Source organism: Veillonellales bacterium, assembly GCA_039680175.1.
Lineage (GTDB): Bacteria > Bacillota > Negativicutes > JAAYSF01 > JAAYSF01 > JBDKTO01.
Map to the genome: position 1 here is coordinate 1 of JBDKTO010000105.1, position 14,984 is coordinate 14,984.

At 43.6% G+C, this 14,984-nt stretch carries 14 protein-coding genes; all 14 read left to right on the forward strand.

Features of this window, described 5'->3' with window-relative positions; genetic code table 11:
• Positions 1 to 766: 766 nt before the first annotated feature.
• Positions 767 to 2,209, forward strand: a complete 1,443-nt coding sequence (locus ABFC84_16990; GenBank protein MEN6414435.1) for a trimethylamine methyltransferase family protein — start codon at positions 767 to 769, stop codon at positions 2,207 to 2,209.
• A gap of 16 nt (positions 2,210 to 2,225) precedes the next feature.
• Positions 2,226 to 2,501 (forward strand): hypothetical protein, encoded by a 276-nt coding sequence (locus ABFC84_16995; GenBank protein MEN6414436.1) that lies wholly within the window; start codon positions 2,226 to 2,228, stop codon positions 2,499 to 2,501.
• Positions 2,502 to 4,025: a sodium:solute symporter family protein gene (locus ABFC84_17000; GenBank protein ID MEN6414437.1), complete on the forward strand. Its 1,524-nt coding sequence runs from the start codon at positions 2,502 to 2,504 to the stop codon at positions 4,023 to 4,025.
• Positions 4,026 to 4,100: 75 nt separating this feature from the next.
• On the forward strand, positions 4,101 to 4,724 hold the full coding sequence (locus tag ABFC84_17005) for a corrinoid protein (GenBank protein MEN6414438.1): 624 nt from the start codon (positions 4,101 to 4,103) through the stop codon (positions 4,722 to 4,724).
• A gap of 19 nt (positions 4,725 to 4,743) precedes the next feature.
• Positions 4,744 to 6,096 carry a uroporphyrinogen decarboxylase family protein gene (locus ABFC84_17010; protein MEN6414439.1) on the forward strand — a complete coding sequence of 451 codons (1,353 nt, stop codon included), beginning with the start codon at positions 4,744 to 4,746 and terminating at the stop codon, positions 6,094 to 6,096.
• A gap of 120 nt (positions 6,097 to 6,216) precedes the next feature.
• Positions 6,217 to 8,037 (forward strand): ASKHA domain-containing protein, encoded by a 1,821-nt coding sequence (locus ABFC84_17015; GenBank protein MEN6414440.1) that lies wholly within the window; start codon positions 6,217 to 6,219, stop codon positions 8,035 to 8,037.
• Positions 8,038 to 8,055: 18 nt separating this feature from the next.
• Positions 8,056 to 8,823, forward strand: coding sequence for a DUF1638 domain-containing protein (locus ABFC84_17020; protein ID MEN6414441.1), 768 nt, complete (start codon positions 8,056 to 8,058; stop codon positions 8,821 to 8,823).
• A gap of 103 nt (positions 8,824 to 8,926) precedes the next feature.
• Positions 8,927 to 9,340: a PadR family transcriptional regulator gene (locus ABFC84_17025; protein ID MEN6414442.1), complete on the forward strand. Its 414-nt coding sequence runs from the start codon at positions 8,927 to 8,929 to the stop codon at positions 9,338 to 9,340.
• Positions 9,318 to 10,262, forward strand: a complete 945-nt coding sequence (locus ABFC84_17030) for a CobW family GTP-binding protein (protein ID MEN6414443.1) — start codon at positions 9,318 to 9,320, stop codon at positions 10,260 to 10,262. Before ABFC84_17025 ends, ABFC84_17030 begins: the two co-directional genes overlap by 23 nt.
• A 25-nt stretch (positions 10,263 to 10,287) precedes the next feature.
• Entirely contained in the window at positions 10,288 to 11,280 is a 993-nt protein-coding gene (locus ABFC84_17035) for a hypothetical protein (protein MEN6414444.1), read from the forward strand.
• A gap of 33 nt (positions 11,281 to 11,313) precedes the next feature.
• Positions 11,314 to 12,279: an aliphatic sulfonate ABC transporter substrate-binding protein gene (locus ABFC84_17040; GenBank protein ID MEN6414445.1), complete on the forward strand. Its 966-nt coding sequence runs from the start codon at positions 11,314 to 11,316 to the stop codon at positions 12,277 to 12,279.
• Between the two features lie 18 nt (positions 12,280 to 12,297).
• The gene (locus ABFC84_17045; GenBank protein ID MEN6414446.1) at positions 12,298 to 13,101 is read left to right on the forward strand and encodes an ABC transporter permease; all 804 of its coding nucleotides are present in this window, start codon (positions 12,298 to 12,300) and stop codon (positions 13,099 to 13,101) included.
• Complete coding sequence (locus tag ABFC84_17050; GenBank protein ID MEN6414447.1) at positions 13,091 to 13,837, forward strand: ABC transporter ATP-binding protein; 747 nt, start codon at positions 13,091 to 13,093, stop codon at positions 13,835 to 13,837. The genes ABFC84_17045 and ABFC84_17050 overlap by 11 nt, the downstream gene beginning before the upstream one ends.
• 545 nt (positions 13,838 to 14,382) lie before the next feature.
• A partial coding sequence (locus ABFC84_17055; protein ID MEN6414448.1) for an FAD binding domain-containing protein occupies positions 14,383 to 14,984 on the forward strand: 602 nt, incomplete at its 3' end.

Consider the following 14,984-nt stretch of genomic DNA (forward strand, 5'->3'; position numbering starts at 1 on the left):
CCCAGCTTGCTTTATTGCGGTACACTGGATTTTTCGCGGCCGAACTTTTTTGGAAGTCCGGGATGCAGGCTGGTTTTTATGCGATTAAGTAACATCGTTGTTGCTGCCCAAAACGTATTTTGCTTGGCCTAACCGAATTATGCAGTTGGGATTGATGCGTAAGGGTATTAATATGTTTAAATTATTGCAAGTATGAAATAAAAGAGAGAATTTGACGAATTTACTCATTTGGTGTCATTTCTAATATGAAAGAGATATAAACTATTATTTCATAACAGAAATAATAGTTTATATTTGGAGTTTGTAGGATACTGAGTAGAAACGTATAATCTACATATTTTACCTGAAAATACACGCGCTATTAAGAGGATGGGTGTTTATCGGTCATAAATGTATGGGATAAAAACTAAAAGCGGAAATGACTTATGGCGGTTTACTGCCTATTGATAGTTTTTTTAATGAAAACACTTGTATTGGCACGATATTTGCATATATAAAAAGCGGAAAATAAAATGATTTTTCCCGGATTTAATTAGTCAATGGAGACTACCTTTTACTTGAAAAGTGGGGGAGTCTCTATTTTTTTATGAAAAATTGACTAATTAAGGGAAAGCAGTTTATATCAAATAAAATTTGTTCATTATAAGAGGAGGTATCTAAATGTCATCTTTGTCGGAGCGATATATATCTTGATAATATAGTTAATTTCGGTGCTAAAAACAAAAATCAACGATAATTTAAGTTTGGAAACATCAGGAGGGTTAATATGTCGAAGGTAACTGCAAGAATTTTATCCAAAGATGAAATAAATACGATGAAAGGGAAAATTGAGACGATTCTATCTGCCAAAGGAGTAACAATCGATCACCCGAAGGTACTGAAGTTATTAGAAAATGCAGGAGCTGAAGTCGATGCCGAAACCGGGAATGTAAAATTTCCCAAGCCAATTATTGATGAGGCTCTGAAACGCGTTCCCAAGGAGTTTACTTTAGCCGCAGTCGATCCTAAAAATGATTTAAAATTTCCTCATCCCGATGGTTTGTTCTATACAAGAACCTGTACGGGAGGAATGTATTATCTGAATGAAAAAGAGGAGTATCATCTTGTTACTCCCGATGAAGTCAGTGAATGGATCAAGCTTGTTAATTCTTTAGAAAATATTAATTTTTGTGCGTTGCCTTCCACATCGGGCGAATGTGTTCCAGCCGAGACAATTGACATTCACACCTTGCGCAATATTCTTGAACATACGAAAAAGCATGTTTGGGTACAGCCGTATGATGCGGAAAATGTTACCTATCTGCTGGAAATGGCAGCCGCCAGAGCTGGGGGACGAGAGGAACTGAAAAAACGCCCGATTATCAGCTTTATTACTTGCTCAGTACCTGGTTTTCAATATAAATATATGGACATGGAAGCAATTTTGAAATGCTGTGAATACGGTGTGCCAATTCAGCCATGTTCTCTGCCTACCGCCGGTGCCAATACGCCAGTTACGTTACAAGGAACCGCATTAATGGCCAGCACGGAAGTTCTGGCGCAGATTATCATTGCAGAATTGCTTGCGCCAGGTCTGCCGGTTATTGCCACTCCATTGCTGTTTTCCATGGATATGAAGACGACTTATACGCTGCAATCGCCGGTAGAGGTCACTATGGGACGCATGATTGCGATGCAGATCTTTGAAGAAGGATACGGAATTTATGCACACAGTTATGGTAGTGGAACAGACAGTTTTATACTGGACGGGCAATCAATGATTGAGCGGACATCTCTTTCTCAAATGCTGGCGCTGTCAGGAGCTTCAGTAGTCGGCGGAGCCGGTCAGATCGAGGTGGCCATGACGATCAGCCCGGTTCAGCTTATTATTGATAATGAAATTTTCGGCATGGTTAAAACATTAAAACGCGGCTTAGAGATCAATGATGATGCGCTTGCCTGGGATGAAGTCATGGCGCTGGATAAGACGAAGTCGTTTATTGATTCGGAACATACCTTTGCTCATTTTCGTGAAATGTCGCGAACGAAACTCTTCAACCGGGATTCAAGACCCAATTGGGAAAAGGCCGGGAAGAAAGATTTGAATGCGAAAGCAAAAGAAACCTATGAGGAAATTAAAAAGAAATACCAGCCGATTGTTGTACCGGGAGAAATTTTGCAGGCAATGGATGAGGTTGTAAAAGCTGCCGATAAGAAACTTAATAAATAGCGAAGGGGAGATAAAAATGAAAGATAAGTCTTATAAGAGAACAGAGAAATGGTGGCTGGGCTTGATTGTATTGTTTTACGGGCTATATAATTTCCCCGGATTTCCGGCTTATGGAGACTCAGAAATGGCTATTTGGCATGGAGCATTAACGTTGATTCCTCTTTGGATTATTTCCTACGGCGGCATGATTCGCTTGAATCGGCAAAGAAAATTGAAAAAAGCATCAGTTTCCGCCGTTCAGGAGCTCGGTCATAATACAGAAGCTAACGGAATGCTGAAGGAGGGAATCTAAATGTTATCTGTAGTTGCAACATGGGCAATTTATGTGGTTTATATGGGAATACTGATTGGATTTGGCATCTTTGTTTGGTGGAAGGAAAAAAATGAATCGGCCAGGCATTTTTATACTGCCGGCAATACAATCAATTGGTTCGTGTTATGCATGACTTATATCGCCGCTCTTATGAGCACCTGGGTGTTTTTTTCCGGCCCGGGAGGTTATTATCGTGGCGGATTCGGGTATTTTATGTCGGAATTAAGCTATATGCCATTGTTCCCAGTTATCACTTATTTTGTAATGAATAAAGTATGGTTGTTGAATACACAGCGAAATTATAGTACCCCGGCTGATCTTTATGCTGATCGTTTCAGAAGTCCGGTGTTAAGAGCATTTTTGGCAATTGTTTTTTTCAGTGTATCTCTGCCCTATGCGTCCGCGATCTATATTGCCTGCGGTAAAGCGGCTGAAATTGCCAGCGGCGGTGCTATTACCCAAAGCAGTGCCGTGATATTCGTTGGTCTGACCGCGTTGCTGTTTATTCCTTTTGGCGGTGTGAAATCGATCGCCTGGGCGGCTACTGTTCAGGCGTGGGTTTTTATGGTTGCCTTGTGGACTATCGGACTCAGTGCGTTGTATTTCGGGTTTTCAGGAGATATTTTACACTCTATATCGGTTGTTTGGCAGAATAACAATAACTGGTTTTCCTATCCAGGTCCGTCAAAATGGGTTCCGTATTCCGCAAGATTCGGTTATCCGATTGCCTGTGCTATCGGATGGACAATCATGCTGCCGGATGTTTTTATTCGAGCCGGATATTTCGGAAAAAATTTGGAGGCACAGCGGAAATTAATGTTGTTTCAGCCATTTTTACAGATTATTGTTTGGAGTGCGACGATGGTTATTGGATTTGCCGCGATTGCTCTGGTGCCGGGATTAAAAGGTGGCGATACGGAACTGGTTATCCCCTTACTGATTGAAAAAATAATTTCGCCTGAAGCGATGCAATTTGCCGCTGTTTTGATGTTTCTCTTTGTATTGGGGACATTGGCAAAAGGGTTATCGGCGGCAACTTCCCATCTGCTAGTTGCCGGATCGATTATTTCAGAAGATATTCTTACGCAAATACTTCATTTGAAGGTTAACCCAAAGGTTCACATACTGATTGCCCGTTTGGCGGTTGTTTGTTTGGGATTGGCATCGTTAGGCCTTGCGCTGAATCCGCCTGAGTTGATCTGGACATTGATTATGTTTGCCATTGCACTCGTAATGCCTCTTTTCCCGGTTCTTGTTGCCGCCCTTTACTGGAGAAGGGCTACTACACCGGCGGCGTTGATTTCGTCTGTAGTTGGGGTCATCGGCGTTTTGCTTACTTATCAGTACGGTATGGGTGACAGCTGGTACGGAGTGTTTGGCATGGCGGCTTCCACCGTTCTCATGGTAGTTATTAGCTATATGACGCGAAAGACGGATGAAAAGGTGCTGGATGAATTTTATGGTGCATTGGATAAGGCGGAAGCAAAATATTTTGCCGAGTAGGCAGAGTCGATTTATATAAGATTAGCAGAAATTAAGTTAATATTTATTATTTGTAAAATAATGGAGGAAGATTAAATGAACTTTGAAGCGATAACACAAAATCTGGTCGATGGACAGACAAAAAAAGTGAGAGAACTGGTGCAGAAGGCCGTTGATGAGGGGTGCAGTGCCAAACAAATCTTGAATGAAGGGTTGTTGGCAGGCATGAATGAAGTCGGTTCTTTATTTCAGGAGGGTGAGCTGTTTGTTCCTGAAGTTTTGATGGCTGCTAAAGCAATGCATATGGGGATGGAGATTATTGCTCCCCTTCTTAAAGAGGGTGACCATGAAAGCAAGGGGAAAGTGATTCTGGCTTCTGTGGAAGGCGATTTGCATGATATCGGTATTAAACTGGTTGGAATGATGATGGCGGGAGCCGGTTATGAAATTATTAATTTGGGCGTTGATGTGCCGGCCGATCAGATCGTGGAAGCTGTTAAGACACATAAGCCAAAAGTTGTGGGCTTGGCTGCCTTGCTGACAACTTCAATGATGAACATGAAGACTGCCATCCAGGCATTAAAAACGGCGGGTGTGTATGACGAGGTAAAAGTTATAACCGGAGGTGCGCCGGTTACGGACCGTTTTGCCAAAGAGATAGGCGCCTATTATGCGGCTGATGCTGTTTATGCAGTAGAACTGGCCAATCAATTTTGCTAAAGGAGATATTCGACCGACTATGAATGGAAAAGAAAGAATATTAGCTGCTTTAAGTTTTCAGCCGACAGACAGAACCCCGTGGGTTCCTTATGCCGGGGTTCAGACCGCTAACTTACTGGGGATGGATGCAGATGTATATCTGCAAAATGCCGATAATATTGTCAAGGGAATTTTGAAAGCATATGAACTTTACCAGCCGGACGGGCTGCCGGTCATTTTTGACATCCAGATGGAGGCGGAGGCTCTGGGGTGTGAATTGAAATGGGCGAAGAAGAATCCGCCGGCAGTTAAAAGTCATATTTTAGAGAAAAAAGGTCTTTCTGAATTGAAGCTGCCGACCGAAAACGACGGGCGTTATCCCATCGCCTTAGAGGCAACCAGAAAACTGGTTGCCGCTGTTGGTGACAAAATAGCTATTTACGGACTGATTTGTGGACCGTTTACTTTGGCACTTCATCTGCGGGGAACGGATATTTTTACCGAAATGATTGAGGAACCGGAGAAGATCGGAGAACTCATCGAATTTTGCACTCGTGTGGGAAAAGATTTGGCAAGAATGTATGTCGAAGCGGGAGTAGATGTCATTGCTGTTGTAGATCCGATGACGTCTCAAATTTCTCCCAGATTTTTTAAGCGGTTTGTGTTACCCTACACGGCTGATCTGAACCAGTATGTAAAAGCGATGGGAGTGAAGGTAACGAGCTTTTGCTGCGGCGATGCAACAAAAAATATTGAGCTCATGTGTCAGACAGAGACGGATGGCATTGCTTTTGATGAAAATGTTGACTTGGGATATGCAAAAGAAATTGCCAGCAGATATAAGGTGTCTTTCGGTGGAAATTTGCCACTGACGACGGTTATGCTGTTCGGCTCGCCAGTGGACAATGTTGAGGAAGCCCGCCGGGAAGTCGAAATCGGCAAGGGGGTAGGCTATGTGCTGTCTCCCGGCTGTGATATACCTTTTGACACTCCGGCCAACAATTTGATTGCAATTTCGAAGTATATTAACGGCCATTTTTCCTCCATTGATATTTTGGACTCGGCAGAACCATTGCAAAATGAGGAAGAAGCTGAATTTGAAGATGTTGAAGTAAAGCCGGGTGAGGTATTTGTTGAAATCGTTACGCTGGATTCGGAAGGCTGCCCGCCGTGTCAGTATATGTGCGAAAGTGTTCGCAAAATCGAGCGGAAATACGGCAGCAGATTAACCTGGCGGGAGTCGCTGGTCAAGACACGGGCGGGAATTAAGAGAATGGCAAAGTTAGGTGTGAAAAATTTGCCGGCTATGCTGATCAATAATGAAGTCGTATTTGATAATATTATTCCGTCGGAAGACGAATTAATTTCTGCTATCGAAAAAAGAATCAAGTAAAGGCAGCGAGTGGCAGATGCAGATTATTCTCTTTCGACGGCTGAAAGGGAATAATCTGCGCTTATCTGCGGATTGTTCATGTTCAAAAATCGGCTGTTTATGCCAGGGAGAGCGCTTAAATTGAGTGAGATCATTATCCATAAGAAAGACAAGCTAATTACGGTCAGAGATTTCGGCAATAAATCTATACTGGAGATATTAAATGACCAAAACCTGCTGCTCTATGCACCTTGCGGCGGAAAAGGAACATGCGGAAAATGCAGAATCCTTGTTCAAGGCAATACGAACCAAGTTACCTCAATAGAAATTGAGACGCTGGACAAAGCGGAGTTGTCCCGGGGAATTCGCTTAGCCTGTCAGACGGTTGTTTATGGCCAAGCCGATGTTTATTTGCCGGATGACTATGAAGAGAATGAGTCAAAAGGAAACTTTTTATTGCATGATGCTTATTCGTTGAATCCGCTGGTGTGCCGTAAGAAAGTTGATTTAGGAGCGCCCACATTGGCGCAAGGTAACAGTATTAGCAAGATCATCAAAACGGAAGTCGGCAATGTAAAAATAGGTGTGCCTTTGATGCGGCAGATTTCTCAGGAGATTCACTTTAACCAAAGTGCTGTTTGCACTTTATACGACGATGAATTAATTGATGTGGAATATGGTGAAGATTACGAGTCTCTTTATGGTGTGGCGGTAGATATCGGTACTACAACGGTAGTATGCTATCTTATGGATTTGTCAACGGGAATACAGCTTGCGGCGGCTTCACGGCAAAATCCTCAGTATACATCAGGAGCCGATGTAATTTCCCGAATGCATTACACATTGGGAAATAGCACAGGATTAGAGGAATTAAGTAAAAAGATTATCCGAACCATAGATTCTCTTATGGAAGAGGTGCTGGTAAAAGCCGGTATTGGCAGTCGGTCTGTATATCATTGTGTTTTAGTAGGCAATACCACTATGACCCATTTGTTTTGGGGACTGAATTGTAAAAGTTTGGCATTGCTGCCCTTCGCGCCGGTTACATCGGAAATGCTTGTCGAGACTGCGCGGACAGTCGGATTCAAGCATATGAATGGCAACGGCAAAGTCGTATTTATGCCGGGAATCGCCGGCTTTGTCGGGGCAGATACGGTTGGTGCTATGATTGCGGCTGATTTTAAGCGGGTGAGCCGCAAGATTCAACTACTGCTTGACTTGGGAACAAATGGTGAAATTGTTCTTTCGACGCCGCAGGGCAAATATGCCTGCTCAACAGCAGCGGGTCCTGCTTTTGAAGGGGCAAATATCAAGTATGGCATGCAGGCTTTCGCCGGGGCGATTGATTCCGTTGTTATCAGGGAGGATATATTTTTTCATACTATAGGAAATGAGGCTCCCCGGGGGGTATGCGGGTCAGGCCTGATTGATGCAGTTAGTTCGTTTCTCCGAGCCGGTCTTATTAACGAGTCCGGAAAAATTGCGGACGCAGAGCAAGTGAGCAATGAGAGATTGGCAAAGAGAATCGTCCGGACGGGCAGACAAAAAGAAATCGTTATTGCAGAAGCGGGAGAAACCGCTATCGGCCAAAGTATTACATTAACACAAAAAGATATCAGACAACTTCAGTTGGCCAAAGGTGCTATAAGGGCGGGAATCAGCATTTTGCTGCAAACGGCAGGGCTTGCTTTTGGTGATGTTGATCAGGTATTGCTCGCCGGTGCCTTCGGAAATTTTGTTAAAAAAGAAAGTGCCATCCGGATAGGTTTAATCCCGCTTCTTGCATTAGAAAAAATTATTTCGCTGGGAAACGGTGCCGGTGAAGGTGCCAAGATGGCTTTATGTGATCAGGAGATATTACGCAAAGTAAGCCGGTACTTTTCGGAAAACACCCATTATGTTGAAATTTCTGGACACCCTGATTTTCAGGATTCTTTTATAAACGGAATGGTATTTAAATGAAATGAAAGGATTTATTTTATGCGGTTAAAAGCTGTACTTTGTGATGTTTTGGCGAGAATTGCTTATTATTGGGCGGCTGCTTCGCCCCATATAGTTGACATTGAGTTGCTATCGTCTACTGATTATCATGACTATCCGAAAAAAGGACATGAAGTGCTGCAAAGCAGGATTTATGAGCTGGATACGGAAAGCGCCCAATATGATTATATTCTTTTGGGATATGGCCTGTGCGGCAAAATCATGGACGGCATAACAAGCGGCAGAACTCCGCTAGTGGTGCCGAGAACTCATGATTGCATTGCCTTATTTTTAGGAGGCAGCGCAGCTTATGAGCGGCTTATGAAAGATCATCCCGGCACATTATGCTATGTTGATGCATGGCTGGAGAGAAGCCCGTCAAGATTAGCCGATAATGAATTGCAAAGTATTGGATTTAGCGCCGGATTTGAAGAATATGTAAAAAAGTACGGGGAAGAGAATGCAAAGTATCTTTTCGAAGTAGCAAATTCGTGGAAAAAACATTATAGTCAGTGCCTCTATATTAAGAACGCATTGGTAAAACAAGATTTTTCGGCAGAAGTAAAAGAAAAAGCGACGAAAGAAAATTGGGAATATAAAGAAATTAAAGGGAGTCCGATTTTTATAAAAAAAATGTTTTCAGGCGAATGGTCCGACCGGGATTTTTTGATTGTGGACACCTATTCGGAAATAAGCCAAGTTGCTGACGACAGAGTAATCCAATGCAGAAAAACTTCAATCGCAGGTAGTGGACAAGACGGTCAGTAGACAGGCCGACAGCTTTGCGAACAAGTAGTATCTTTTGCAACATGCAGACTTAGTCTCCTATATGAATAAATCCAACTACCATTTTGCAAGGAGGTATGATGAGGTGGAAAAAGGAAAACAATGCCCCTGCAAGGGAATAAATCTTGATAAATTAATCCAGCCGGCAGCTTTAGCGATTCTAGCAGTTGAAGATTTGCACGGTTACAATATAGTGCAAAAGCTGAGAGCCAATGAACTTCATGGAAAAAATCTTGATTCGTCAGGAGTTTACCGATGCTTAAAAATGATGGAGCAAAGGGGCTTGATTACTGCTGCCTGGGATATTTCGGTAGAAAATGGTCCGGCAAGACGCTTGTACAGTATAACGGTAACGGGGCGGGACTGTCTGCATAATTGGTTGGACTCGTTAAATAACTATTATTTTTTGTTAGGTTTATTTTTGAATTCTGTTAAGAGCATAGTAAAAAATAGAATCGTAGATAAGGGTGATAAGAATGTGTGGAGTGAAACAAATTAAGCTTTATTTACTAACAGGATTTTTAGGTTCCGGAAAGACCACCTTTCTCAAGAACATTATGGGCCACCTGGCGCACAGAAAAATTGGAATCATCATAAATGAATTCGGCAGCATCGGCATTGACGGCAAACTTGTTGAGAACGAGGCAGTGGACCTCTTGGAAATCAATAATGGCTCCGTTTTCTGCAGCTGCTTAAAAGGAGAATTTATCAATGGCTTGATCGCTTGCTCCGAATTGCCTATCGACTATTTATTTGTCGAAGCTTCCGGTATGGCGGATCCATCCAGCATTCAGCATATTTTGCAGAGCGTTGTGGGAAAAGTTAGGGGGCAATCCTATGATTATCGCGGGTCCATCAGTATTGTCGATGCACCCCATTTTCTTGCTCATATTGACTTATGGACAGCCATAGAAAAGCAGATTGCTGCCAGTGATGTAATTGTTATCAATAAGCTGGATATGATTAATGATGAAACTTTTGCCGCAGTGCAGAAAAAAATACTCAGCATCAATCCTCAGGTAAACTTATGTAAGTCGTCTTATTGCAATATTGACTTCGGATTTTTGGAACGGGATATTAGAGCTGAGCGTCCGGTTGGACCTGAGGAATCTTGTAATACCCCAGGGAACCGGCCGCATGCAGTGACGCTGCTTTTCCGGGGGATCCTTGATCAGGAAAAATTTGAAGATTTCTTAGCGGTTCTGGCAGCGGATGCGTTTCGCATTAAAGGATTTTTTCATCTGACCAGCGGCTGGAAGCAAGTTGATGTGGTAGATGGACAGATTGACATTAAGCCGACTAAGATTGTTTGTGACAAATCTCAGCTGGTGATTATTTCCAGAAAAGGCCTGCCCATGCTGAATGCAATTTTTTCGAATTGGGGCAAACGATTTACCGAGAAAATGGTATTAAAACAGTAAAATTAAGGGCCTGGAGGATTTAAATATGACTCAAATTAATGACGTGATTGAATATGCCCGTAAAAATGCCTTGCAGGGTAATATATTGGATCGAGATAGCATTATTGTTTTATTGGGGATCAATCCAGATTCTGTAGAGGCAGAAAAATTGGGGAAAGCGGCCAGAGAAGTCGCGGCCGAAGTTACCGGAAATTCTGGTCGGGTATGGGCGGCGCTAGGGGTTGATTATGCTCCCTGTCCAATTAACTGTCATTTTTGTTCTTTTGGTGAAAAATGGGGAGTAATTCAGAAAGAGTATAAATGGAGTGCCCCAGAAATTATCGATTTCGCTAAAAAGCTCTTAAATGGCGGCGCTAAATGGATTACCCTTCGAACTACCGAATATTATAGCCTTTCCGAGTTAGCCGGTCTTATGAAACAGATACGGGAAACCATTCCGGGCAATTACGGCATTGTGGCTAACACGGGGGAATTAACTGCAAAAGCGGCAGACTTGCTGATGACTAGCGGCGTTTCGATTATATATCATACCCTCCGCCTGCGGGAAGGCATTGATACGGGACTGTCGGTGAAAAGCCGTTTGGATACACTTGCATCTGTTCAGGCGTCACCCTTGGACTTAGCTTTTTTGGTAGAACCAGTAGGAATTGAGCACACAGATGCGGAACTCGCTGATTCTTTTCTAGTGGCAATGAAATACGGTGCAAGGCTGTCGGGAACAATGGCCCGCGTTCCTGTGCCGGGTACTCCACTTGGGAGTATTCCTGCTGTTCCAGAGCGCAGAATGGCTCAAATTGCAGCCGTGACCAGGTTGGCAGCCGGCAGCAACGCACCGGATATCTGTATTCATCCAGCTTCTCAGTTGGCTTTAGCATGGGGAGCAAATGTAGTAGTAGTAGAGGCGGGAGCTATACCGCGGGATACCGTCAATAGTAGATCTGAGTGGAAAAGTTTTGATTTGCAAACTGCTGCTGCTTGGTTTAAGCAAGCCGGATATCAGCAAGATAGGGGTATTTAATATGTTGGAGAAAGGGAAGGTGAAAAAAACTAAATGAAAAAATTTTTGCTGTTTGGTATGGCAATCATGATAATCTTATCTGCGCTTTTGGTAGGTGGATGTGCAGGTAAACAGGAAAGCGCTGTTAAAACTAACGTCAATAATGGACAAGCAAAAATTGTACGCATTGGGACAGTACCTTTACCTTTTTACTCACACATGTGGGTAGCATATAAAAAAGGATTTCTGGCCGAAGAACTGAATAAGGCTGGATTTCAATTAATCTGGAAACCGATTAATTTAGGACCGGTAGTCAGTGAATCCTTTGCTGCAGGAGAACTTGATATGGGAGTAATGGGTGATTTGCCGGCCTTTGTCGGACGGTCTTCTGGCATACAATATACCATCGTATCCGCTTCTGATATCGCCAAAGCCCATGCCCTCTTGGTTAATCCGAAATCTGGCATTCGCGGCATCGCCGACTTAAAAGACAAAAAAGTGGCAACTACCAAGAACACCTCCGGATATGAGCTTCTGAGTGTGTTTTTAGAAAAAGAAGGAATGACCTTCGACGATATCCATTTTGTCAACATGTCCATGGCGGATTTGGGACAGGCGCTTATTAAAGGGGATATCGATGCCGGAGTTGTCTGGGAGCCGTCGGTAACCCGTTTGGAGAGCGGGATGAAGCTGGTCGTTGATGGAGAGATTTGTGCCAACTATGCAGTTTTGCTTGCAGGAGATGAATTTTTGAAAGATAATCCTGCGGCGATTGAAGCTGTAAATAAGGCGTATGGACGTGGGTATGAATATTTGAAAGAAAACCCGGATGAATGTTTAAAAATGTTGGCAATTGTATTTAAAATTTCTGAAGCTGAATTGAAACCGATGATCGAAAAATATGAGCCGGTGCCGTTTAACGATAAAGTTCTTGCGGACCTAAACGATCAGGAAGCGTTTTTAAGTAAAGCAAAAATCATGAAAGGCGCTGTGGATACGAAGACATTTATTCATCGTTGACCAGTCGGGTGATGTCGAATGGGAGATAAAAGAAGCAGCCATAAATTTTGCATCCCGGCCAACGACAGTAGACAAGGCTTGTTTCTGCCGGTTTTGCTCCTGCTTTTGTGGCAGATGGTTTCTTCTTCCGGAGCAGTGAATCCCTTGCTGTTTCCCTCTCCGGTCAGCATTTTTAAAACCGGGGCCGAACTCATTGCCGACGGTGAACTGCCGGCGCATCTGCAGGTTAGCATACTTCGAGTTGGCGAGGGCTTTATGATCGCAGCTGCATTGGCATTGCTGCTGGGCACGGCCATGGGGCTGGCCGCAAGAATTTTCTCGCTGCTCAATCTGACACTTCAATTGCTGCGTCCTATACCGCCGATCGCCTGGATTCCACTGGCCATTCTCTGGTTTGGCATCGAAGAAAGTTCAAAGGTATTTATCATTGCATTAGGCTCTTTCTTCCCGATTTTAACCAATGTCCTGAGCGGAGTACGCCAGACTGAAACAAAATATGTCGAACTGGCCCGGGTACTTCAAATACCGCAGAAAAAATTTATCATGAAAGTCCTCCTGCAAGGCGCGGTGCCCTATGTTGTCACCGGACTGCGTACCGGCCTCGGCTATGGGTGGATGTGCGTCGTTGCTGCGGAGTTATCAGCAGGAATGCAGGGTATCGGGTATATGCTGATCGACGCCAGAGCGACGTTGCAAACCGACAAGGTGATTGTCGGCATGCTGGCCATCGGAATCATTGGCAAGCTGATGGATAGTTTCCTGCTTGTGCTCGAAGGAAAACTCCTCAAGGGAAAGGAGTTTTTTACAGGCAATGATCGGTAGAGAATATTTACGAATCGAAAAAGTCAGTAAAACCTACGGCAGCAAAGGAAATGAGATTGTAGCATTGGAAAATATCGAACTCACAGTGAAACAAGGTGAATTCGTCAGCATTATCGGCACGAGCGGCTGCGGTAAAAGCACGCTTCTTCGAATGATTTGTGGATTGGACACCCAATACACCGGAAGAATATTGCGAAAAGGCAAAGCAGTAACCGCGCCTGGGTTAGAGTGCGGTATCGTATTCCAGGAGCATAGGCTGTTGCCATGGTTGACCGTCGAGGAAAATATTGATTTTGCACTGAATAATCATACAAAGGCGCAACGAAAAGAATTGATAAAAAAAAATCTGTCGCTTGTTGGGCTTGCCGGCACGGAATCACTTTATCCCGGCCAATTGTCGGGAGGCATGGCGCAGCGGGTTTCTATCGCACGGGCTCTGGTCAACCGGCCGGATATTCTTTTGCTGGATGAACCTTTCGGTGCGCTTGATGCCTTGACGCGGCTCAATATGCAGAAAGAAATACTCCGTATATGGAAGAAGGAAAAAATGACAATAATTCTTGTTACCCATGATATCGAAGAAGCGGTTTATCTTGGAACCCGCTTAGTCGTCATGTCACCGCGTCCCGGTACTGTCAAGCGGGAGATCATGTTCCCTGGAGATATACCAAAATGTCAGACCGATCCGGCCTTTATAAGGCTCCGTGAGGAAGTCTATCATGAGATTGTTTGGTAAATTTTTTAACATGCTGTTGCCGCTAATTTCATAAATGAAACAGATAAAACTTGAAACGGATTAAATTTCATAATTATATGTCCAACATTCCGATAGTTGTATTGTAGGGTGCTTCAGCCGAATATATTTAATGTTTATAAATAATAATTATTGAAGTATAATTAAAGAAAGTAGCAATACTGAAAATTTTTATATAAACGGAATGAAAATTATTCTCAATTAATACTACGGACATTTCTAGTATGAAATATTAATTTTGCAATTAATTTCGATTATGAAATAGAAGGTGGTGCTTTAAGCACCATTAAGGACTGCTAGGGCGGTAAATGGAAGTGTAAAAAGTGTGCATGAAAATCAATAAATAGCCGTTGAGCAGGCTAGACATATGCAAAACCTGCTCCGTTTATATTTAAAGTCTTGTATGATAATGATTGTGTTGGCACACATTTTGCAGATATTATTGTTGCTTTCGTTTTGTACGTATTTTGCTTGCAGCTACGTGGAAAATGGTGCATTTGGTTTTATAGTTAGCAGGAGGTGCGATGATGGCAACATTTCAATATGCCTGTCCGGAGACTTTGACAGAAGCTGTGGGACTGGCAAGCAGTAATCCCGGCTATTCTTGGATCGCCGGCGGTACGGATTTTATGGTAAAGCTTAGGTTGAAGCGTATAGAACCGTCTATCACTATTGATATTGGTCGGCTGGAGGAACTGCGGCAGATCCGTTTGGAGAAAGAAACGCTTTACATCGGTGCCGCCGTAACGCATACGGAACTGACAACGTCGCCGCTTATCGGGCAATATGCGCCTGCATTAAAAGAAGCGGCCGGCATGGTAGGGTCGCCGCAGATTCGCAACCGGGGAACAGTCGGCGGCAATATCTGCAACGCTTCCCCGGCGGCCGACACGGTACCGGCGCTGCTTGCCTATGGAGCAAAAGTATTGATTTGCGGCAAAACCGGCCAGCGCCGGCTGGAATTGGCCGATTTCTGTACAGGACCCGGCCGGACTATACTTAAATCAGGAGAATTTCTTCGCGAAATTTATTTTCCGGTACAACGGCTGAGACAAGGCAGCAGTTTTCAAAAATTAGGGAAACGGAAGGCTCTTGCCATCTCCGTCGTCAATGCCGCCGCCTGGCTTGA